Annotated in this window: 16 protein-coding genes; 10 read left to right on the forward strand and 6 right to left on the reverse strand. The window is 72.3% G+C overall.

Annotation, left to right across the window (positions count from 1 at the left end):
* Positions 1 to 140: 140 nt before the first annotated feature.
* The 3 genes from ACIO6U_RS10430 (at position 141) to ACIO6U_RS10440 (ending at position 3,482) form a co-directional block, all read left to right on the forward strand.
* Positions 141 to 1,487, forward strand: a complete 1,347-nt coding sequence (locus ACIO6U_RS10430; protein ID WP_355340044.1) for a GAF domain-containing SpoIIE family protein phosphatase — start codon at positions 141 to 143, stop codon at positions 1,485 to 1,487.
* A gap of 386 nt (positions 1,488 to 1,873) precedes the next feature.
* On the forward strand, positions 1,874 to 2,719 hold the full coding sequence (locus ACIO6U_RS10435) for a GAF and ANTAR domain-containing protein (protein ID WP_401717425.1): 846 nt from the start codon (positions 1,874 to 1,876) through the stop codon (positions 2,717 to 2,719).
* A 4-nt stretch (positions 2,720 to 2,723) separates the two neighbouring features.
* Positions 2,724 to 3,482: a GAF and ANTAR domain-containing protein gene (locus ACIO6U_RS10440; RefSeq protein ID WP_355340038.1), complete on the forward strand. Its 759-nt coding sequence runs from the start codon at positions 2,724 to 2,726 to the stop codon at positions 3,480 to 3,482.
* A 75-nt stretch (positions 3,483 to 3,557) separates the two neighbouring features.
* Here the strand turns inward: ACIO6U_RS10440 and ACIO6U_RS10445 are convergent, their stop codons facing one another.
* Both ACIO6U_RS10445 and ACIO6U_RS10450 read right to left on the reverse strand, forming a co-directional pair.
* On the reverse strand, positions 3,558 to 4,373 hold the full coding sequence (locus ACIO6U_RS10445) for a PIG-L deacetylase family protein (RefSeq protein WP_401717428.1): 816 nt from the start codon (positions 4,371 to 4,373) through the stop codon (positions 3,558 to 3,560).
* Entirely contained in the window at positions 4,373 to 5,422 is a 1,050-nt protein-coding gene (locus tag ACIO6U_RS10450) for an ANTAR domain-containing protein (protein ID WP_401717431.1), read from the reverse strand. Before ACIO6U_RS10450 ends, ACIO6U_RS10445 begins: the two co-directional genes overlap by 1 nt.
* Before the next feature lie 989 nt (positions 5,423 to 6,411).
* On the opposite strand from ACIO6U_RS10450, the gene ACIO6U_RS10455 reads away from it, so the two are divergent.
* Positions 6,412 to 8,703: an FG-GAP-like repeat-containing protein gene (locus ACIO6U_RS10455; protein ID WP_401717434.1), complete on the forward strand. Its 2,292-nt coding sequence runs from the start codon at positions 6,412 to 6,414 to the stop codon at positions 8,701 to 8,703.
* Between the two features lie 172 nt (positions 8,704 to 8,875).
* Here ACIO6U_RS10455 and ACIO6U_RS10460 read toward each other — a convergent pair whose 3' ends face one another.
* The gene (locus tag ACIO6U_RS10460; protein WP_401717436.1) at positions 8,876 to 10,087 is read right to left on the reverse strand and encodes a glycoside hydrolase family 43 protein; all 1,212 of its coding nucleotides are present in this window, start codon (positions 10,085 to 10,087) and stop codon (positions 8,876 to 8,878) included.
* A 442-nt stretch (positions 10,088 to 10,529) separates the two neighbouring features.
* Here ACIO6U_RS10460 and ACIO6U_RS10465 point away from each other — a divergent pair, with 442 nt between their 5' ends.
* Positions 10,530 to 12,593: a phosphocholine-specific phospholipase C gene (locus ACIO6U_RS10465; protein WP_391041672.1), complete on the forward strand. Its 2,064-nt coding sequence runs from the start codon at positions 10,530 to 10,532 to the stop codon at positions 12,591 to 12,593.
* 36 nt (positions 12,594 to 12,629) lie between these two features.
* On the opposite strand, the gene ACIO6U_RS10470 is transcribed toward ACIO6U_RS10465, so the two are convergent.
* Genes ACIO6U_RS10470 through ACIO6U_RS10480 form a run of 3 tightly spaced genes read right to left on the reverse strand, consistent with a single transcriptional unit; the run spans position 12,630 to position 14,940 of the window.
* Entirely contained in the window at positions 12,630 to 13,025 is a 396-nt protein-coding gene (locus ACIO6U_RS10470) for a GNAT family N-acetyltransferase (RefSeq protein WP_355340012.1), read from the reverse strand.
* Positions 13,022 to 14,287 carry a sensor histidine kinase gene (locus tag ACIO6U_RS10475; protein WP_401717440.1) on the reverse strand — a complete coding sequence of 422 codons (1,266 nt, stop codon included), beginning with the start codon at positions 14,285 to 14,287 and terminating at the stop codon, positions 13,022 to 13,024. The genes ACIO6U_RS10470 and ACIO6U_RS10475 overlap by 4 nt, the downstream gene beginning before the upstream one ends.
* A complete protein-coding gene (locus ACIO6U_RS10480) occupies positions 14,278 to 14,940 on the reverse strand; it encodes a response regulator transcription factor (RefSeq protein WP_401717442.1) in 663 nt (220 codons plus the stop codon). The genes ACIO6U_RS10475 and ACIO6U_RS10480 overlap by 10 nt, the downstream gene beginning before the upstream one ends.
* Positions 14,941 to 15,461: 521 nt before the next feature.
* Here ACIO6U_RS10480 and ACIO6U_RS10485 point away from each other — a divergent pair.
* The 5 genes from ACIO6U_RS10485 (at position 15,462) to ACIO6U_RS10505 (ending at position 21,009) form a co-directional block, all read left to right on the forward strand.
* On the forward strand, positions 15,462 to 16,742 hold the full coding sequence (locus tag ACIO6U_RS10485; protein ID WP_401717445.1) for an ABC transporter permease: 1,281 nt from the start codon (positions 15,462 to 15,464) through the stop codon (positions 16,740 to 16,742).
* Positions 16,743 to 16,834: 92 nt separating this feature from the next.
* Complete coding sequence (locus ACIO6U_RS10490; protein ID WP_401717448.1) at positions 16,835 to 18,211, forward strand: ABC transporter permease; 1,377 nt, start codon at positions 16,835 to 16,837, stop codon at positions 18,209 to 18,211.
* Positions 18,212 to 18,217: 6 nt separating this feature from the next.
* A complete protein-coding gene (locus tag ACIO6U_RS10495; RefSeq protein ID WP_401717451.1) occupies positions 18,218 to 19,030 on the forward strand; it encodes an ABC transporter ATP-binding protein in 813 nt (270 codons plus the stop codon).
* Positions 19,031 to 19,061: 31 nt separating this feature from the next.
* The gene (locus tag ACIO6U_RS10500) at positions 19,062 to 19,418 is read left to right on the forward strand and encodes an Imm51 family immunity protein (RefSeq protein ID WP_391041687.1); all 357 of its coding nucleotides are present in this window, start codon (positions 19,062 to 19,064) and stop codon (positions 19,416 to 19,418) included.
* Positions 19,419 to 19,710: 292 nt separating this feature from the next.
* Complete coding sequence (locus ACIO6U_RS10505; RefSeq protein WP_401717455.1) at positions 19,711 to 21,009, forward strand: SLC13 family permease; 1,299 nt, start codon at positions 19,711 to 19,713, stop codon at positions 21,007 to 21,009.
* Positions 21,010 to 21,026 lie beyond the last annotated feature (17 nt).

Here is a 21,026-nt window from a genome sequence, read left to right on the forward strand (position 1 = left end):
GGGGGGCAGGCCCTCATACTGGATCAGGGACAGGTGTTCGGATCGTTGCGGCGGGAAGCTGGCAGGGGTCCGGAACGCGTGGTTGGCTGGCGCGCGAAAAACGCCGTCTGACGGAACGGGCAAGGGTTGTGGCGGGAGCGATGGAGTACCCGGGCGGCGTGCGGGCGGACGGGTTGCCGGCCGTGCTGTCCGACCCCGGTCGGCTGGCGGCGCTCGACGCCAGCGGCATGGTCGGCTCCGCTCCGGAGCGGGTCTTCGACGATCTGACCAGGCTGGCGGTGTCGGTGACCGGCGCCGCGATCTCCGCGATCACCTTCGTCGGCGAGACGCGTACGTACTGGAAGTCGGTACCGCACCTGCCCTACGGGGACGTGGAGAGCTGGCAGAACGCGGTGGGCGACAGCTTCTGCTACTTCGCCGTCGGTGAGAACGGGCCGTTCGTGGTGGAGGACGCGGAGAAGGACCCGCGGACGGCGGGGCATCCGGCGATCGGGCCGTGGGGCGTGGGCGCGTGGGCCGGATTCCCGATCGTGACCACGGACGGGCAGCCGATCGGCACCATGTGCGTGATCGACGCCAACCCTCGGGTGTGGACACCGCAGGAACTGGAGACGATGTCGGTCCTGGCGCGGGCGGTGTCCAACGAGATCAACGTGCGGATGTCGCTCGACCGTGTGCACACCGCCCTCCAGACCGCCGAGAACGCGCTGTCGACCGCGCAGGGCGCGCTGGCCGCCTCCCGCGAACTGGCCCGCAGCCTCCAGGACAGCCTGCTGCCCCCGGCCCTGCGCCCCGTGCCGGGTGTGGACGCCGCCGCCCTGTACATCCCGGCGAGCGGCGACATCAGCGTGGTGGGCGACTTCTACGACCTGTTCCAGGCCCGCGGGGCCTGGTGGACCGCGGTCATGGGCGATGTGTGCGGCAAGGGGACCGAGGCGGCCAAGGTGACCGCGCTGGCCCGCTACACCCTGCGCGCGGACGCCGGTGAGCACCTGTCGCCCGCGGCGGTGCTCGACCGGCTGAACACCGCCATGCTCGCGCAGGGCGCCCCCCGTTTCCTGACCGCCGTCCAGACCACCTTCCGCGCCAGCGGGTCCGGGGTGTCGGGGCGGCTGTGCCTGGCGGGACACCCGCCCGCCCTGATCCGCCGCGCCGACGGCCGCGTCCGGCAGGCCGGCACCCCCGGCACCCTCCTCGGCGTGGTCGACCCGGTACACCTCTCCGACGTCCGCTTCCGGCTGACCCCCGGCGACCTGCTGCTGCTCTACACCGACGGCGCCTGCGAGGCGCGGCCCGACCCGCGCGGCGCGGAGCCGCGCCGGCCGATGTTCGACGAGGCCGCCCTCGCCCGTACCCTCGGCGACACCCACACCATGGGCGCCGCCGACACCATCGAGTACATCGCCGACACGCTCAGCGACTACCACGGCGGCTGGGCCAGCGACGACACCGCGCTGCTCGCGCTGCGGGTCCCGCCGCGCGCCTGACCCGGCCGGGTTCTCGTTCCGCGTACGCGTACGCCTTCCGGTGCGGTGACGTGCCGCCGTAGTGACGTGCCGGAGCGGTGACGTGCCGCCGTGGTGACGTTCCCGTGCGGTGACGTTCCCGTGCGGTGACGTGCCGGGCGTTCCCCAGCGGTGTCCACAGCCTGTGGACCGGCCGCGGCGGGGTTCGGGGAAGCGCGCGGGGCGCGGGGCGGGGTGTGCGGCGTGCGTACGGGGAAGCGCGGGGCAGGCGTGGGGGGTGTGCGTACGATGATGCCGTTCCGGTGCGACATCCGGGCGGCCGTCTGCTGGGAGGGCGAGATCGACCTCTACGCGGTTCCCCCTGCCCGTGGGGCGCCGGTCGTACGACGGCCGTCGAGCGGTGCCGCGTGATCAGCGACCGCATGGCGGAGATCCTGCGGGCGCTCCAGACCTCGGACTGGCCGGACGTCGCCGGTGAGGTCGCCGAGACGCTCGGCGTGGACGGCATCGCGATCAGCGCGGGCAGCCGGCCCGGCGCGTCGGAGGTCCTGTGGTCCTCCGGTGCCGGAGCGCGCGCCTTCGAGGATCTCCAGCTCACGGTCGGTCAGGGCCCGGGACCCGACTGCCTGGCCGGCGGCACCGCGGTACGCGTCCCCGACCTGGGGCTCACGCCGGCCGGCCGCTGGCCCGCCCTGCTGCGGGAGACGCCCGCGCTCAGCGTACGGGCGGTGTTCTGTTTCGCGTTGCGCGTCGGCGCGATCACGCTGGGCGTGCTGACGCTGGTCAGGGACGCGCCCGGCCGCCTGACCCCCGAACAGGACGGTGACGCGGGTGTCCTCGCGGGCCTGCTGACCCGGCGTTTCCTCGACCCCGGGGACGCGTGGACGCCGTCGGCCGGTCGTCCCGGCCTGTCCGCTCCCGGTATGCCCGGCCCCGCTCTGCCCGCCCCCGCCCTGCACCAGGCCGTGCTGCACCAGGCGACCGGCATGGTCAGCGTCCAGCTCGCCGTGCCGCTGGCGGAAGCGCTGCTGCGGCTGCGCGCCTACGCGTACGGCAACGACCGTCCCCTGACCGACGTGGCCCGGGACGTCGTGGCCAGACGGCTGAGGATGGTCCCCGACCCGAGCCCCGGTCAGAGCCCAGGTACGAGCAACGATCCTGGCACCGAACAGAGCACCGGTACGAGCACCGAACCGAGCCGCGGCCCGAGCCCCGATCCGAACCCGCCTTCACTTGCAGCAGACAAGGACTGACGCCATGACGACCCGCGAACAGCAAGTCACCGAGGTCTTCGTCGAGGTGGCCGACTTCCTGATCGACGACTTCGACGTGATCGACTTCCTCCAGAAGCTGTCGGTGCGCTGCATGGAGCTGCTGGACGTCGCCGCCGTCGGCGTCCTGCTCGCCGACGAGAACGGTGTCCTGCACGTACTCGCGGCCTCCGACGAACACACCAGGCTGCTGGAGCTGTTCGCGCTCCAGCACGACCAGGGTCCCTGCGTCGACTGCTACCACGACGGCGAGCCGCGGACCAACGTCGACCTCGGCGCTCCCGAAGTGGCCGCCGCCTGGCCCCAGTTCACCGCCGGGGCCGAGGCCACCGGATTCGTCGCCACCAACGCGCTGCCGCTGCGGCTGCGCGGCCGGGTGATCGGCGCGCTGAGCCTCTTCCAGACCGACCCGGAGCCGCTGACGGACCAGGACGTGACCCTCGCCCAGGCCCTCGCCGACGTCGCCACCATCGCGATCCTCCAACAGCGCACGCTCGCCCACGCCGAGGCCGAACGCGACCAGCTCCAGTACGCCCTCAACGCCCGCATCACCATCGAACAGGTCAAGGGCATCCTCGCCGAGCGCTGGCACCTGGGCGTCGACGAGGCGTTCAGCGTCTTCCGGTCCTACGCCCACGCCCACGGCCGCAAACTCTCCGACCTGGCCCGCGAGATCGCCGACGGCACGCAGGCCACGGAGACCATCCGCACCTTTCCGACGCGCGCGCCGCGGACGGGCGCGTAGGAGCGGGACACTCAGGCGCCGGGACGCCCGGGCACTGGGGCGCTCAGGCGCCGGGACGCCCAGGCCCTGGGGTGCTCAGGCCGGTGTGAACACGACCTCGAAGTCCCGGACGTGGTGGGCGATTTCGCCGGGCGGCAGGACCGCCGCGTCATCCGGCGAGCTGCCGAGCGACCTGGCCTGGCTGACGAACCGCTGGACAGCGGCCCGCTTACGGGCGGCCACCTCTTCCGGCAGCCGGACGAGGGACGCCGACGCCCACGGCACGCGGGGGTCGCCGGGGCGGGCCCAGTGCCACATCCACACGGGATAGAGCAGGCAGGGCACCGACGCCTTACGGGCGGCGGTCAGCGCGGCGCGGCCCGCGGCCTCGTGGTCGCTGTGGACGTCACCGGTCCACGGCGCCAGGCACAGGTCGGCGTCGGACAGCAGCGGCACCAGGGCCGCGGCGACCTCGTCCTCATGGCCCGCCACCTCGGTGTCCGCCACTCTCAGCCGGACGATGTCCTGTGCGTCGGCGCCGAGTTCGGCCAGGGCCTCGCGCAATTCCGCGGCCCGGATGCCGACGAGCTGATGGGACGTGATGGCCGTGCTGTCGGCGTGGGACAGTTCGCCGTCGGTCACCGACACGACGGTGACCGCCACACCGGCCGCGGCGAGCAGCGCGATGCTGCCGCCCACCCCCAGCACCTCGTCGTCGGGGTGCGCGGCCACGACCACCACCCGTCCGGCGGTGGGCAGTTCGGTGTCGGCCAGGTGCGCCCAGCCGTCCCAGACGCGCCACTGCTCCTCGTCGGTGCCGGGCGCCTGGAGCGGATCGGCGTGCTCGGGACTCTCGGTGTGCGGGGTGTCGGTGTGCTGCTCGGGGTTGTGCGGGGTGTCGTGCTGGTCCATCAGGATGTCTCCCTACCGGCCACGGGGCCGCCCGGTTCCGCGCGATTGGTTTCCTTGACGCCGTGCGCGATGACGTCGGTGTCGAAGCCGCCCTCGGTGATCAGGCGGGCCAGGTGCGAGATCTTGTGCTGACGCGCTCGGGCGAAGGAGCGCAAGGTGGCGAAGGCCTGGTCGAGGGACATGTTCCAGCGCTCGGCGAGGATGCCCTTGGCCTGTTCGACGATGATCCGGCTGTGGAGCGCGTACTGGAGCTGGTCGCGTTCCGCCTCGGCGTGCGCGAGGGTCCGCTGCTGGAGGATCGCGATGGTGGCCACGACGTCGTGGGACACGTCCGTCACGGTGCGCCCGCTGCCGTACGCGTGGGCCCGCAGCCGCAGCAGGGCGTCGGCGAGGGGGACGGCGAGCTGGACGCTGACCATGCCGGTCGCCTGGTGGACCACGGCGTGATGGAGGAAGGGGAGGGGGTCCGGCGGGTCCGCGGGGTCCGGCGGGTTCATCGGGTCCGGCGGGTTCATTTGGCCCCGCGGGGTCACAGGGTCCTGGGGCCGCACACGATCCGCCTCTTGGCGTGCCCGACCGGCACCCGCCAGGAAATACCTGGTCAGGGCGGCGGCCAGGATCGCCGCGTCGGCGCTCTGCCCGCCGGTCAACGGCCCCGGCGCGCGCCGCACCGCGGTCAGCACCCCGAGTCCGATCCCGCCCATGCGCAGCGGGAAGCAGAAGACCGCGCGCGCCGCCAGGCCGGGCGCCTCCATGACCAGCTCGGGCCAGCGGTCGTGCCGGACGCGGGCCAGATCCGGCACCCGTACCGTCGTACCGCTCACCATGCAGTCGGGTCCCGGGCCCTGCCCCAGTGTGAGCTGGAGGTCTTCGAAGCCGCGCGACACGTCGTCGGAACACCACAGCACCTCGGTCCTGCCCGGCTCGTTCCCCAGCGAGACGGCGACGCCGTCCACCTCAAGGGCCGCGGCGCCCGCCACGGCCACCGCGGGCGACCCCTGGCCGTCCTGGAGCAGACGCAGTGCCTCCGCCAGGCGCTCAGCCGCCATCGGGCACCACCGCATACGGCCTCACATGGCCTCGATTCCCCGAGCGCGGAAGGAACGACGGACGGAGACCGGTCACGCGGTCATCGCGTTCGCGTAAGGGTGAACGGTCATCCGTTCAGCGGTTGTGGGTTCCGCCCGTCACGGCGAGGTGGTCCGCGGGAGATCCGCGGCCCCGGTGGCGGCATCGCACTCAACCGACTGCGCCAGGGGCAGGGACGCTCCTTCCACCCTACCTCCCGGGCGTCCGCGGGCCCCCCGACGTCACACCGTGCGCCCGGCCGGGAGGTCGGCGGCACGGCGCAGAACCGACCGCAGCTCCCAGGTCGCCACGGGCGCCGGCACCCCGATACGACAGCGCCACCGCCGCCGCCACCGCGTCGACCGCCCGCTCCGGATCGCGGCACAGCGACAGCGCCAGCGAGAACAGCGCGTCCGCGTGCCGTTCGTACCCGCCCAGCTCGTACGCGCCCAGCGCGCCGCTCGCCGGATTCCGCCCATGGGGGTGCTGCGTCAAAGCCCTCACCTGCTCAAACCGTACGTTCGGACAACCGCCGGGGGCAGGGGCGCACCCCGTACGCCATCCCCCTCCCCCCGCCCCCGCCAGCACCCCGATCCCGCGACGTCGGGCCGAGCGGCGTCCGGGCCCACGACGGCCTCCGCGAATACCGCCGGTCAAGCCGACTCCGCTCGGCAACTCCTGAGACGGATGTGGCAAACTACCCGGCACCGCAGGGGGCGGTCACGGGCACGGGCGGATACGCCTGGCCAATCCCGCGGCTGGGCGGGCCCCAAAAGTCGGCATGCGTGCCGAGCCCACGGGCGCCCGGACGAGCCGCGTACGGAGGGGACTTCAGGCCAAGGACGCGCGAACGCGCCGCGAACGGCTGCGCCGTGCCCGCGCGCAACGCGCCAGGTCCCGCTGCGGAGGACATGAGGAGAACGCGACGGCCCCGTGCAAGGGGGGCGTTGCCGGAGGGAGGGGACGCGTCATGAAAAGGAAGCGCACGCTCAGACATGCCGGGCGACTCGCCGTGGCGAGCACCGTGGGGCTCGCCCTGCTCACCGCGCTGGTGGGCTCGGAGCAGACGGCCGCGGCCGACACAGGACCCGCGACGCACCACGTATCGACACCGGGTTGGAAAACAACGCTGTCCGGAGCGACCGCCGCGGGTTCACTGCATTCGGTGACGTCGGTGGATGCCGACCATGCCTGGGCGTCCGGCAGGGGGAGTGACGGCAACGGCGTTCTCATGCGCTGGGACGGGCAGGCGTGGTCCGCGGTCACGGACCCCGCACTGCCGCAGGTCGACTCGTGGTCGGCGGTCAGCGCGGCATCGGCGGACGACGTGTGGGCCTACGGTTCCAAGCCGACCTTCTCCGCCGGGACGCAGCATCTGGTCCACTTCGACGGGACGCGCTGGGAGGTCGTACCGACCGCCGGTGCTTTCGACCGGGCCTGGATCGAGGTGCCGATCAAGGCCGTCCCCGGCAGGCTTTTCAAGGGCGGCAACGCTCTTTACACCTACAGCGACGGTGCCTGGCAGACCTTCGCTCTCCCGGCCGGCGTGGACATCCGCGGCATCGACGCCCTGTCCGCGAACGACGCCTACGCGACGGGAATGCAGTTCCCCGTGGAAGGCGGCCACCCGGTGGCGTACCACTGGGACGGGACGACCTGGACGCTGATGCCCCAGCCGCCGGCGCCGGCGGTCGTCACCATGGCAACGGTGGCCGCGGTGTCCCCGGACAGTGTCTACATGGCCGGCTGGGGCTATTCCCCGGGCGCCAGACCAGCCCTCACCCACGTCGAGCGCTGGGACGGCTCGGCGTGGCACGACGTCACCGGGGATCTGACCGGGTTCCTCCTCGAGGCCCTCCGGCCGGACGGACACGGCGGGTTGTGGGCGGCCGGCTCGGACGATTCGTCGCTGCGCGCCGACCCCGTCTTCTGGCACTACGACGGCACCGCCTGGACGAAGCGGCTCGGGGCGACCGTGACCGATACCACCTATCCGTCCTACACGTTCCATGACATCGCGCCGGTCAACGGCAGCCGGTTCCTCGCGGTCGGCGAGTATCCGGGACCGGTGGAGGGCCCTTCCGATCCCACGTACTCGCGCGGCCTGATCGAACAGACCCAGAGCTTCCTCGACCTGACGGTCACCGACCTCAAGGCGTCGTCCACGGCGACACACACCGTGCGCGTCCACGCCGAGAGCCCTGGTCGGCTCACCGTCGCGTTCCGCCCGGCGGAAGGTCAGCCCGACTGGAGCAAGGCCGCGGTCGACATCAAGGTCGCGTCGGTGAGCGGCGGGCCGCAGGGCGCCTGCGAGCACACCGGAGGACCGGTCAACGACGCGGCCGAGGCCGTGTCGTGCGACCTGCCCGCCGGCGACCACACCCTGACCTATGCGCTGGCGGCCGGTGCGTCCGTCGATGCCTGGAAGGTCGTGACGGACGTCCGCTTCAAGGCGTCCGACCCGGGCACAGCCAGTCCGGAAGCCACTGTCGGCTTCGACGTCGACAGCCCGTCTGCCGTCCCGGCCAACAGCCGCCTCCTCGCGCGTGACGCGCAGGGGACGCTGTGGCGTTACGACGGTACGGGGAAGGCCGCTGGGCCGTACCAGCCGCGCGTGGCCGTCGGTGGCGGCTGGCAGGGGTACACAGCGATAACGGCGCTGTCGAACCTGACCGTGCACGGGTCGGGTGACCTGGTCGCCCGCGACGCGAGCGGCGTGCTCTGGTACTACCGCGGCGGCGGGGACGCCCGCCCGTTCACGTCTCGCGTGAAGGTCGGGGCGGGGTGGAACATCTTCAACGCGCTGATCGGCGCGGGTGATCTGACCGGTGACGGCAAGGCCGACCTCGTCGCCCGCGACGCGTCCGGCGCCCTGTGGCTCTACCGGGGCCGCGGCGACGGCACCTTCGCGCCGCGTACGAAGATCGGACCCGGCTGGAACACCTTCACGGCGATGGCCGGCGCGGGTGACCTCACCAGCGACGGGAAGCCCGACCTCGTCGCCCGCGACGCGTCCGGCGCGCTGTGGCTCTACCAGGGTCGCGGCAACGGCACCTTCGCGCCGCGCACGAAGATCGGACCCGGCTGGAACACCTTCACGGCGATGGCCGGCGCGGGTGACCTCACCAGCGACGGGAAGCCCGACCTCGTCGCCCGCGACGCGTCCGGCGCCCTGTGGCTCTACCAGGGTCGCGGCAACGGCACCTTCGCGCCGCGCACGAAGATCGGACCCGGCTGGAACACCTACAACAGCCTGATCTGACACGGCGCTTGCCGTTCGGCCCCAGAACTCGTCCGCCCCAGCCAGCCGGCTTTCCGGCATCGGGGCGGACGAGTTCGTCCGTTGACGCCACCTCGCACGTGTCCCTCGGTCATGGGCGCCGTCGGAGCGAGGCGGGGGAAGGGCCGGGGCCAGGGGCCGCCGGACCGGGGGGTTATTCGAAGAACTTCAGGCTGAAGCCGGTGTCGGAGGTGGGGCCGGGGACGTTGGCGCGGGAGTAGGTGGTGTTGCCCCACCAGCAGAAGGTGCCGGTGAACCAGTAGCGGTTGGACCAGGAGTAGGGGGTGCCCTTGGGGACGGCGGTGAACATGAGGGGGAAGCGGGGGCCGGCGGGCGGGCTGGTGCCGATGTCGCCGTTGAGGAGGACGAAGCTGTGGGAGCCGGGGCCGTTGACGTAGAGGGTGGGGTCCCAGCCGGACATCATGGTGGCGGCGTGCGCGCCGAACAGGCAGCCGTTGGACTTGTACCAGTCCCAGACGTACGTCGGGTCACCGCCGGAGCGCAGCCGCAGATCGGCCATGCAGTACTGGTCGCTCCAGCTCCCGTTGGCCGAATAGACGATGTGGAGCTGCCCGTTGGGGTCCTTGACGGCGGCGGGCGCCTCGTTGATGTACGGGTTGCCGACGACGCGCTCCCAGCTCTCGCGCGGCTGGGAGATGATGTAGCGCGCGCCGGTCGGCGTGGTGGGGCTGCTCATCCGGACGATGTACAGGTTCTGTTCGACGTTCGTGTCGCCCGCCCAGCCCGACCAGACGAACCAGCGCTGCCCGTTGAAGGTGAAGAGATTCCCGTCGATGGCCCATTTGTCGTTGGGCAGGGCCAGTTGGGTCTCGGCGCCGTAGCCGCTGTCGGCCGTCGCCGAGCTGATGACGTACATCCGGTGCGCGGCTCCGGCGCCCGAGGTGAAGTAGATGTAGTACCGGCCGCCGTCCACCACGATCTCCGGGGCCCACACCTCACCGCGGCCCTTGGTGTCCGACCAGACCTTGCGGGAGGCCGCCGCGCCGAGGGCGTCGGGCGACGACGCCTTCCGTACGGCGATGCCGCCGCCCGACGTCTCGGCCGAGATGTACGTGCTGCCGACCCGGATCACGCTCGGGTCGGCGTTGTGGATGGTGGTCTGGGACGCCTGGGCGGGCGCGGAACACAGCACGGCCAGCAGAGCGAGTACGGCCACGAGGGCTGCGCACACTGGGCCGGCCAGGGCACCCCTGCCGGTGCCGGACGAACCGGCCGGGCCGCTGCCGGACGAACCGGCCGGGTCACCGTCGGACGAGCCGCCGGACGAGCCGCCCAGACCGGTGCCGGACGAACCGCCCCGGCCGCCGCCTGCCAAGGCACTGTGGAGACTTCGCAGAAGCTTCATAGTCCCGTTCCATGGTCGGGCCTCCGCTTCGACGCCGGGCGGGCGGTGGAGCGCCCGCCGAGGGACGACGTCCGGTCAGAACCGCATCGGAGGGGGGAACTTGGCGCTCTGACCGCTTGAATCCCACCGTTTCCACCGCTCCCGCACAAGGGTCAACACCGGTGGTAGCACGTTCCAACAGCATCGCGAGTGACCGTGGGCATGTCAATCACCCAAGGCGGTACGACTCGGCCGGTCAACCCGTACTCCCCCGCGCCCCATTGACACCATCCGCCCCGGATCACCATCATGTGCACGCCACACGTGTTCGCGTATGCCGCAAATGCCCCCTCCGCACGCACCACCGCGCAGCCGGACCCGCCCTGCCGGGGCACCGCCAGAGCACGCCCAGAGCGCCACCGGCAGCACGGCCCGCCCCCACCGGACCGTCAGGAGAAGCCCCGTGCCCAACGTCGACCGCCGAAGGTTCCTGCAACTCGCCGGAGCCACCGCCGCCGCGTCCGTCCTCACCGGCGGCATCGCCAAGGCCGCCTCGATCCCGGCCGCCGCGGGAACCGGCACCCTCCAGGACGTCGAGCACATCGTCGTCCTGATGCAGGAGAACCGCTCCTTCGACCACTACTTCGGCACCCTGCGCGGCGTGCGCGGCTTCGGCGACCCCCGCCCGGCCACCCTCCCCAGCGGCAAATCCGTCTTCCACCAGGCGGACGCCGCCGGGCACGAGACGCTCCCCTTCCGGCCGAACATCGACAACCTCGGCCTCCAGTTCCTCCGCGACCTCGACCACAGTTGGTACGGCACGCACCAGGCGTGGAACGGCGGCAACTACGACCGCTGGATCCCGGCCAAGACCACCACGACGATGGCGCACCTCACCCGCCAGGACATCCCGTACCACTACGCGCTCGCCGACGCGTTCACCATCTGCGACGCCTACCACTGCTCGATGCTCAGCTCCACCGACCCCAACCGGTACTACATGTACACCGGTTACTCGGGCAACGACGGCAAGGGCGGCGGCCCGGTGCTGGGCAACGAGGAGGCCGGGTACGGCTGGACCACCTTCCCCGAGATCCTGGAGCGGGCGGGCGTCTCCTGGAAGGTCTACCAGGACACCGGCACCGGCCTGAACTCCGGCGGCGGCTGGGGCTGGACGAGCGACCCCTTCATCGGCAACTACGGCGACAACTCCCTGCTGTACTTCAACCAGTACCGCAACGCCCAGTCCGGCAGCGCCCTGTACGACAAGGCCCGCACCGGCACCTCGGCCCGCAACGGCGACGGCTACTTCGACCGGCTCAGGGCCGACGTCGTGGGCGGCAAACTCCCCCAGGTCTCCTGGATCGCCGCCCCCGAGGCGTTCTGCGAACACCCCAACTGGCCCGCCAATTACGGCGCTTGGTACATCTCCCAGGTGCTGGACGCGCTCACCGCCGACCCCGACGTGTGGAGCCGTACCGCCGTCTTCCTCACGTACGACGAGAACGACGGCTTCTTCGACCACGTCGTGCCGCCCTTCCCGCCCGCCTCCGCCGCGCGCGGGCTGTCCACCGCCGACGTCACCCAGGACCTCTACACCGGCGGGCTCTCCGGTTACGCGGCCGGGCCGTACGGGCTCGGGCCGCGCGTGCCGATGCTGGTGCTCTCGCCCTGGAGCACGGGCGGCTGGGTCTGCTCGCAGACCTTCGACCACACCTCGATCGTGCAGTTCATCGAGAAGCGCTTCGGTGTGCGCAACCCGAACGTCTCACCCTGGCGCCGCGCGGTCTGCGGCGACCTCACCGCCGCCTTCGACTTCACCCGCAGCAACGCCGCCGCGCCCGCGCTCCCCGGCACCGGCGGCTACGTACCGCCGAACCACAACAACCCCGGCGACTACGTCCCCACCCCGCCCGCCACCGGCGCCGTCCCGCGCCAGGAACCGGGCCTGCGCAACGCCCGCCCGCTGCCGTACGACCTGGCCGCCGACACCCAACCCGCGGGCGGACGCTTCCAGTTCACCTTCCGCAACTTCGGCACGGCGGGCGCCGCCTTCCTCGTCACCTCCGCGGTCCGCTCCGACGGCCCCTGGCCGTACACCGTCGAGGCGGGCAAATCCCTGGTCGACACCTGGCTGATGCCCGCCGCCTCCGACCGCTACGACTTCTCCGTCCACGGCCCCAACGGCTTCCTGCGCCGCATGGCCGGCACCGCGGGCTCCATCGGCCCCGAGGTGACCGCCCGCCACACCCCCGCCACCGGCCAGGTCACCCTCGTCTTCAGCAACCCCACCGGCGCCCCCGTCACCTTCAACGCCACCGACGCCTACGCCCCCACCGCCCACTACACCTACACCGTGGCCGCAGGCGCCTCCCGCACCGTCCCCGCCTGGGGCGTCCCGGCCGGCAACCACTGGTACGACATCACCGTCACCACCACCACCGACCCCGCCTACCTCCGCCGCTTCGCCGCCCACGTGGAAACCGGCACCCCCAGCACCAGCGACCCGGCAACATCAACAACCTGAGGTCCCCGGGCCTATTCGAGCCCAACTGGGCCCGGGTCACAGGGCGATCAGGCCCGCTGGGGTGGGGCGGAAGCCGCAGGTGTCGAGGTAGAAGGGGCGGAGGTGGGGCTCGAAGTCGACGTGGAGCCATTCGCAGTGGGCGGCGCGGGCGTGGTGGGCGGCGGTGGCGACGAGGTGGGCGCCGACGCCCTTCGAGCGGTGGGGCCGGGAGACGACGGTGTCCAGGAGGAAGGCGTGGGCGCCGCCGTCCCAGATGACGTTGACGAAGCCGATGAGGCGGGTGTCGTCGTGGGCGCAGACCCAGCCGAGGCTGTGGCGTTCGAGGCGGGCGCGCCAGTCGGTGCGGGCGGGCGGGCCGCCGAAGCCGTCGGCGTGAAGGGAGTTGAGGGCTTCGTTGTCGACGTGGCCGCGCCACTCGTAGGTGATCGTCACGCCGCGATCGTACGGTCGGCGCGGGCGAAGGTGACGGTGACGGCCAGGCCGCCGGGGTGGGTGGGGCGGGCGGTGAGCGTGGCGTGGTGGGCGGTGGCGATGGAGCGGACGATCGCGAGGCCGAGTCCGTGGCCGGACGCGGGTGAGCCGCTGGTGCGGTCGGGGGCGAGACGGCGGAAGGGCTCGAAGAGGTCGGGCACGCGGTCGGCGGGCACCGGATCGCCGGTGTTGGTGACCGTGAGGGTGTCGTCGGCGAGGTCGAGGGAGACGGCGCCGCCGGGGTGGTTGTACTGGACGGCGTTGCGGATCAGATTGAACAGGAGGTGCCGCAGCAGGACCGGGTCGCCCTCGACGCACAGCGGCCGGTCGGCGGTCACGGTGAGCCGGACGTCCTTCTCCTGCGCCAAGTGGCGCAGCTCGCCGGTCAGTTGACGCACCAGCGGTACGAGGTCGACCTGCTCGGTACGTTCGAGGCCGCGGTCGCTGCGGGCGAGCAGCAGCAGCGCGTCGATCAGCCGCTCGGCGTCGCGGTTGACGGTGAGGAGGTCGTCGCGCACGTCCGCGAGGCCGTCGGGAAGCGGGTCGGCGAGGCCGACTTCGAGGCAGGCGCGCTGGACGGCCAGCGGGGTGCGCAGTTCGTGGGAGGCGTTGGCCACGAAGCGGCGCTGGCCCTCGAAGGACTTCTCCAGCCGGTCGAGCATCGTGTCGAACGTGTCGGCCAGGCGCTGGAGTTCGTCGGCCGGGCCGCTCAACGCGAGCCGTTCGTGCAGGTTCTGCTCGCTGATCCGGCGGGCGGCGTCCGTCACGGCCGCGACCGGGCGCAGCGCCCGCCCCGCGAGCCACCAGCCGGTGGCGGCGGCCAGCACCGTCACGAGCACCAGGCCGATCGCCGACCACAGGATCATCTGGTGCAGCGCCGCGTCCTGCACGGCGCCCACGGTCCAGTGCAGCGCGCGGATCGAGATGCCGTCGCCGGTGCCGCCCGTGCCGCCCGCGCCATCGATGGCGCCCGTGCCGCCGGAGCCGCCGTGGGGTACGACGGGTCCGGTGCGGCCGGTGGGGGCGTACCTCGCCGCGTCCGTCGGTCCCCCGGTGGCGCGGCTGACCCCGATGCCCTGCACCTGCCGTGTCGTCCCGTAGCGCGCCAGCACCACGACGAACGCCAGCAGCGCCGTCCCCGAGAGGAGGAAGAGCCCGGCGAAGGCGGCGGCCAGCCGGGCGCGGAACGTCAGGTGCGGGCGCGGGGGCCTGATCAGCGGCACAGCCGGTACCCCTCTCCGGCGTCCGCCACGATCACGTCGGGCGGGCCGAGCTTGCCGCGCAGGCGGCTGACGGTGGCGCGCACGGCGCTGGTCCGCGGGTCCAGGTGCTCGTCCCACACGGACCGCACCAACTCCTCCTGCGTGACGGCCTCGCCGCCCGCGCCGACCAGCGCGTGCAGCACCGCGAACTCCTTCGGCGTCAGCTCGACCGCCCGCCCGTCGATCCGCGCCTCGCGCCTCGCGGCGTCCACCGTGATGCCCTCGTACGCCACCACGACGGGCGGCGCCTTCAGCGCCCGGCGGCTCAACGCCCTGATCCGCGCGACCAGTTCGGCGAAGTCGAACGGCTTGGCCAGGTAGTCGTCCGCCCCCAGCCGCTCCAGCCCGTACACCCTGTCCTCGACCCCGCCCGCCGCCGTCAGCATCAAGATCCGCGGCGGCGCCGCCATCCTCCGCACCCTCCGGCACACCTCGTCCCCGCTCAGCACCGGCAGATCCCGGTCGAGCACGAGCACGTCGTACTCCGTGACCCCGCACATTCGCTCGGCCGCGTCCCCCGACACCGCCAGGTCCACCGCCATCGACTGCCGCCGCAGCCCGATCACGATCGTCCGCCCCAACACGTGATGATCCTCGGCCACCAGAACTCTCATGCGGGCCAGGGAAACACGGGGGGCCGTACGCGGAGATAAGCGTGCGTCCTCCGGACGGGTCGCCGAAGAACCGGCAGGCGCCGGAGCCGGGGCTCGACCGGCGACGCCGGTACGTGGCCGGCGGTGCCGGTACGTGTCAGCCGGTGCCGGTACGTGTCAGCCGGTGCCGGTACGTGGCCGGCGGCGGCCCGCCGGGCGCGGGAGCCGTAAGCGCTACGCGGTACCAGCGGCCGGTGGCCACCTGCCGGACGGGGGCCTGCGGGACCCCTGGGGTACGCCGTGCGCGCGGCGGTCGGCGACGCAGGGCCGAAGGCGATACGGGGCCAGGTCCGCCGCCTGCCGGACGGGGCATGCGGGACCCCCGCCGTAGACGGCCCGCCGGGCCATTGCTACGCCCGCCTGCCGGACGTCGGCAGACGGCCGCCGACGTGGGGCGTGGGCGGGGGCTTTGCTGGCCGGGGGCTTATGGGAACGTAACCGGGTTTATGCCGCTGCGCGGGGGCGGCTGGTGTGCTCGGCGCATGAACTTCGTCAAGCGGGCAGCGTTCAGTCTGGTGGCACGGGCGGGGAAGGCCGCGCTGTTGCTGGGCGTGTTCGGGGTGATCTGCACGCTGCTGCTCGGGGGGTTCCTTCTCAGGGGGGCGACGGAGCGGCGGGAGGCGGAGACGCAGCGGCGGGTGGGGGTGGACGTCACCGTGCGCGGGGACGGGCTGACCTCGGCGGTGGTCGGGCGGCTGGGGACGTATCCGCTGGTCGAGCGGTACAACGAGCTGCTGCGCGCGGTGACGGTCCCGCCGCAGGGCCTGGCGGCCGTGGTGCCGGAGGGGACTCCGGGCGGCGGCGGCAAGGACGGGCTCACGCTGAACGGCGTCCGCGCGTCGGACACGCTCCTCGACTTCGCCACCGGCCGGGTCCGTGTCGTGGCGGGCCGGGGCATCACCGTGGCGGACGCCCGCCGCAAGGTGATCCTCCTCGAACGGCGGCTGGCCGCGAAGCACGGGCTCGCGGTGGGCGACACCGTCGAGCTGGGCGGCGCGGGCGGGCGGCGGGAGCCGTTCGAGGTCGTGGGGCTCTACCGGGACACGCGCCAGGACCCGCCGCAGTGGACGTCCGCCGCCGACCTGGGCGCGAACCAGGTGTACGTGCCGGTCGCCGCCGTCACCGCGCTGGGGCTCGGGGCGAAGCCCACGGAGGCGGTCTTCACGATCGGTTCGCCCGACCTGGCGGAACCGCTGCACGCGGAGGCGGTACGGCTGCTGGGCCCGAAGGGCTTCCGCTTCGACGTCAACGACAAGGCGTACCGCGACCAAGTGCTGCCGCTGCGGCGGGTCGGGGCGTTCGCGGGGGCGCTGGTCTGGCTGATCGCGCTGTGCGGCGCGGCGATCCTCGGGCTGGTCGTCCTGCTGACGGTCAAGGAGCGGCGGGCCGAACTGGGCATGCTGCTGGCGCTGGGCGAGCGGAAGTGGAAGCTCATCGGCCAGCACACCGTCGAGGTGACCGTGCTGCTGGTGCCCGCGCTCGGGGTGGCCGCACTGGCCGGGCAGTCCCTCGCACACCGGGCGGGCGAGACGCTGCTGGCCCGCGAGCAGTACGGCGGCGCCGCGTCCCGCCCCGGCGGCTCCGCGCCCGACGAAGCCGCCGCCCCCGACGACACCCCCGCCGTACCCGACATCCGCATGAGCGCGGGCGACCTCGGCAAGGTCGCCGGAATCGGCCTCGGCATCGCGCTCGTCTCCACGGTCCTGCCCGGCGTCGGAATCCTGCGCCTGCACCCCCGCTCGATCCTCACCGACACCGAATAGCCGCACCGCGAAATCCCGCCGCCCACGCCCCCGCCCATGCCCACGCCCTCACCCATGCGCACCACCACCGACCCCCCAAGAGGCCGACTGTCATGAACTTCGTCAAACGCGCGGGCCTGAGCCTGTGGTCCCGCAAAGGCAAGACCCTGATCACCCTGGGCACTTTCCTCGTCGTCTCCGCCATGGTGCTCGGCGGCGTCCTCATCAAGTCCGGCACCGCGCGGGCGACAGAAGCCGCCAGGCAGCGGCTCGGCGCCGAGGTCACGCTCGGGGCGGACATGGACGCGCCGTTCACCGGACAGGCACCGACCATCGGCGCGGACGTCGTGGACCGGATCGGCGCGTCCCCACTGGTGGAGAAGTACACGTACAACTCCTTCGACGGCACACGGCTGTTGAACGGCGCGAGAACCGCCACCGGCAAGCCCCTCGCCCCGGACTACCCCGCGAACTCGACACTCGCCTTCGGCGTCCTGGACTCGACGCTGATGCCGCACTTCAGCGACGGCACCTGGACGTTGCTGTCGGGGCAGCCGATCACGGCGGCCGACCGCGAGGACGACAGCGTCCTCGTCGAGGAGCGGCTGGCGAAGAAGAACGGCCTCGCGCCCGGCGGCACGCTCACGCTCGGCGAGAACGACCCGAAGGGCAAGCGCAAGGCCGTCTTCACCGTGAAGGGCGTCTACCGCGACCCGTCCGACACCGTCGACAGCGAGTACGGCATCGCGCCCGGCGACCGGCTGATCGTTCCGGCCGCCGCGCTGAGCAGGCTCAACTCCGACGGCAGCGGGGGAGCGCCGCAACTCCAGGGCGCCACCTTCCGGTTGAAGGACCCGGCGACGTACGACGCCTTCCGCGCGCAGGCGGAGCGGACGGCGGGCGACGCGCTGCACGGCCTCGCCTTCGACCTCAACGACAAGGCGCTGCGGCAGATGACCGGCCCGCTGCGGAGCATCACGTCCTCCGCGACGGCGGCGATGTGGCTGATCGGGGTGGCCGGGGCGCTCGTCCTCGGCCTGCTCGCCACCCTCGCGGTCCGGCAGCGGCGACGGGAGTTCGGCGTGCTGCTCGCGATGGGCGAGAGGAAGTGGAAGCTCGTCGCCCAGCAGGCCGTGGAGATCACCGTGGCCGCCGCGCTCGCCGTCGGGCTCAGCGCGCTGTTCGCCCAGAGCCTGACGCAGAAGGCGGGCGACTCGCTGCTCAGCGGCGAAGCGGCCTCCGCCCAGCGGAAGATCGACGCCTGGCAGCCGCCGCCCCCCGGCTCCACCGGCCTCAAGGAAGGCATCGACATGAACGACAAGCCGGTCGAGGGCGCCGTCCCCATCGACTCGATCACGGTACGGCTGTCGCCGTCCGACCTCGCCACCGTCGCGGGCGTCGGCCTCGGCATCGGCCTGCTCGCCACCGCCGTCCCCGGCGCCGCCGTACTCCGGCTCACCCCGCGCACGATCCTCACGAAGGGCAAGTGACCTCTTATGAAACGGAATTCGGGCATCTCACGGACTCCGCGCGAGTCCCGGGGCGCCGCTACGGCGGCAGGCGCGACCCCCGACGCCGCCCCCGAGGCCACCTCCGGCGCCACCTCCGCCGCCGTCCCCGCCGCTCCCCCCGTCCTCCAACTCTCCGCCGTCAGCCACACCTACCAGGGCCAGCGGCGCAAGACCACCGTGCTCCGGCAGATCGACGTGTCCTTCGAGCGGGGCACGTTCTCCACCATCCTCGGCCCCTCGGGCAGCGGCAAGACCACCCTGCTCAGCCTGGCCAGCGGCCTGGACAGCCCCACCACGGGCACCGTCCGCTTCGACGGGCGGGACATCGCGTCCATCGGCCTCGGCCGCTACCGCAACAAGCACGCCGCCACGGTCTTCCAGCAGTACAACCTGCTGCCGTACATGACGGCCCTTCAGAACGTCGTCACCGGGATGGAGATCACCGGCGCCCGGCCCGCCACCGGGCGGCGCAAAGCCCGCGCGCTCGACATCCTGGCCGGCGTCGGCCTCGACCCCGACGCCGCGCACCGCAATGTGCTCAAGCTCTCCGGCGGGCAGCAGCAGCGCGTCGCCATCGCCCGGGCCCTGGCCTGCGACGTCGACATCCTCTTCGCCGACGAACCCACGGGCAACCTCGACGAGGACACCGCCGACAGCATCATCGACATCTTCCGCGACCTGGCGCACATCCAGCACAAGTGCGTCATCGTCGTGACCCACAGCCAGACCCTCGCCGCCCGCTCCGACCGCACCCTCACCCTCCGCAAGGGCAAAGTCACGACGACGCGGGCCGCCTGAGCCTGTCAGTGGCTCCCTATAGCGTCAGCCCATGACCGAAACCTCGACGCTGGACCCGCTCACGTTCTTCGAGTACGACCACGACCCCGGCAACTACTGCCTGCTGCTCAGCGACACCGACATGGTCCCCTTCATGGACGTCTTCGAGGAGTGCGAGCAGTACGGCAGCGGCTACGGCTGGACGGGCGTCGCCCGCTCGGCCATCCGCTCCCGCGCGCCCGAACTCCTCGACCGCGTCTCCTTCGACCCCGAAGCGGGCATGTTCGTCGCCTACGGCACGGACCCCGAAGCGCTCCAGGCCCTGGGCGCCCTGCTCAAGGAGGCCCTGACCGACAAGGCGGTCCTCAAGCACCTGATAGAGACCGGCGATCCGGCCTGGTTCGACTGAACTAGGCCGCCGCGGGACCCCGTTCCCCCGCCGCCCGGCGACCGGCGACCACCCCCGCCCACCGCCAAACGCCCACCGACCCCGCCCTCCGCCCGTGACGGACCCCCGAACCCCCGGACCCCCGGACCCCCGGAATCACCGCATCCGCGTCAAGAAGTCGTATGAGACGTGTAAATTGGTCGCTGGTGTGCCGGGAAGTCTGGTCGGCGAATACGAGAGAACTCTCTTCGCTGATCGGGGGCACCGTCCGTGGTAGTCGTGACGTGGATACGGGCGAAACACGCGGTGCCGGATGAGTGACTGGCACGCGTGGGCGGCCGTCGCCGTCTTCTTCGGGACGTACGCGCTGATCATCAGCGAACGCGTCCACCGGGTGGCTGCGGCGCTCGGCGGCGCCGGACTGATGCTCGCGATCGGCGCGACCGACGACGTCTCCGCCTTCTACTCCGAAGACTCCGGCATCGACTGGAACGTCATCTTCCTGCTGCTGGGCATGATGATGATCGTCGGCGTGCTCAAGCGCACCGGCCTCTTCGAGTACCTGGCGATCTGGTCGGTGAAGCGGGCGCGGGCCAAACCGTTCCGCGTGATGGTGATGCTCATCGTCGTCACCGCCACCGCCTCCGCGCTGCTGGACAACGTGACGACGGTGCTGCTCGTCGCGCCCGTCACCCTGCTGGTCTGCGAACGCCTCGCCCTGCCGTCCGCGCCGTTCCTGATCGCGGAGGTCTTCGCCGCGAACATCGGCGGGGTCGCGACGCTCGTCGGCGACCCGCCCAACATCATCATCGCCAGCCGCGCGGGACTGACCTTCAACGACTTCCTCGTCCATCTGGCACCGCTGGCCGTGGTGTTGGTGCTCGTGCTGATCGGCCTGTCACGCGTGATGTTCCGCTCGGCGTTCGACGGGGACGCCGACCGCGCGCTGGCGGTCATGGCGCTGGACGAGCGCGAGGCGATACGCGACCCGCGGATGCTCCGGCAGGGCCTGGCCGTACTCGCCCTCGTCATCGCCGGTTTCGTCCTGCACCCGGTGCTGCACCTCGAACCGAGCGTCGTGGCCCTGCTCGGCGCGGGACTGCTCGTCGCGGTGTCCCGGGCGAACACCGGCGAGGTGCTGACCGAGGTCGAGTGGCCCACCCTCGCCTTCTTCGCCGGGCTGTTCGTCATGATCGGCGGCCTGATCGACACCGGCGTCATCGGCCAGGTCTCCGACGCCCTCGCCAACGCCGTCGGCGACCGGGAACTCGGCGGCTCCATGCTGATGCTCGGCGCCTCCGCCGTCCTGTCCGGCGTCGTCGACAACATCCCGTACGTCGCCACGATGGCGCCCGTCGCCGCCGACCTCGTCCGTCACCTGGGCGGCGACCCCGACCACGTCATGTGGTGGGCGCTGACCCTCGGCGCCGACCTCGGCGGCAATGCCACCGCGATCGGCGCCTCGGCCAACGTCGTCGTGCTCGGCATCGCCGAACGCGCCCGACAGCCCATCTCCTTCTGGCAGTTCACCCGCTACGGCCTGGTCGTCACCGCCGCCACCGTCGCCGTATCGGCCCTCTATCTGTGGCTGCGCTACTTCGCGCTGGCGTGACCGCAAGCCGTACCGGA

The organism is Streptomyces sp. NPDC087422 (assembly GCF_044744145.1).
Lineage (GTDB): Bacteria > Actinomycetota > Actinomycetes > Streptomycetales > Streptomycetaceae > Actinacidiphila.

Excerpts from the sequence above, each read along its gene's own strand:
- ACIO6U_RS10430 (WP_355340044.1), top strand. The coding sequence starts at position 141 with ATGGAGTACCCGGGCGGCGTGCGGGCGGACGGGTTGCCGGCCGTGCTG.
- ACIO6U_RS10455 (WP_401717434.1), top strand. The coding sequence starts at position 6,412 with ATGAAAAGGAAGCGCACGCTCAGACATGCCGGGCGACTCGCCGTGGCG.
- ACIO6U_RS10460 (WP_401717436.1), bottom strand. The coding sequence starts at position 10,087 with ATGAAGCTTCTGCGAAGTCTCCACAGTGCCTTGGCAGGCGGCGGCCGG.
- ACIO6U_RS10495 (WP_401717451.1), top strand. The coding sequence starts at position 18,218 with ATGAAACGGAATTCGGGCATCTCACGGACTCCGCGCGAGTCCCGGGGC.
- ACIO6U_RS10450 (WP_401717431.1), bottom strand. The coding sequence starts at position 5,422 with ATGGCGGCTGAGCGCCTGGCGGAGGCACTGCGTCTGCTCCAGGACGGC.
- ACIO6U_RS10440 (WP_355340038.1), top strand. The coding sequence starts at position 2,724 with ATGACGACCCGCGAACAGCAAGTCACCGAGGTCTTCGTCGAGGTGGCC.
- ACIO6U_RS10505 (WP_401717455.1), top strand. The coding sequence starts at position 19,711 with ATGAGTGACTGGCACGCGTGGGCGGCCGTCGCCGTCTTCTTCGGGACG.
- ACIO6U_RS10490 (WP_401717448.1), top strand. The coding sequence starts at position 16,835 with ATGAACTTCGTCAAACGCGCGGGCCTGAGCCTGTGGTCCCGCAAAGGC.
- ACIO6U_RS10480 (WP_401717442.1), bottom strand. The coding sequence starts at position 14,940 with ATGAGAGTTCTGGTGGCCGAGGATCATCACGTGTTGGGGCGGACGATC.
- ACIO6U_RS10445 (WP_401717428.1), bottom strand. The coding sequence starts at position 4,373 with ATGGACCAGCACGACACCCCGCACAACCCCGAGCAGCACACCGACACC.
- ACIO6U_RS10500 (WP_391041687.1), top strand. The coding sequence starts at position 19,062 with ATGACCGAAACCTCGACGCTGGACCCGCTCACGTTCTTCGAGTACGAC.
- ACIO6U_RS10485 (WP_401717445.1), top strand. The coding sequence starts at position 15,462 with ATGAACTTCGTCAAGCGGGCAGCGTTCAGTCTGGTGGCACGGGCGGGG.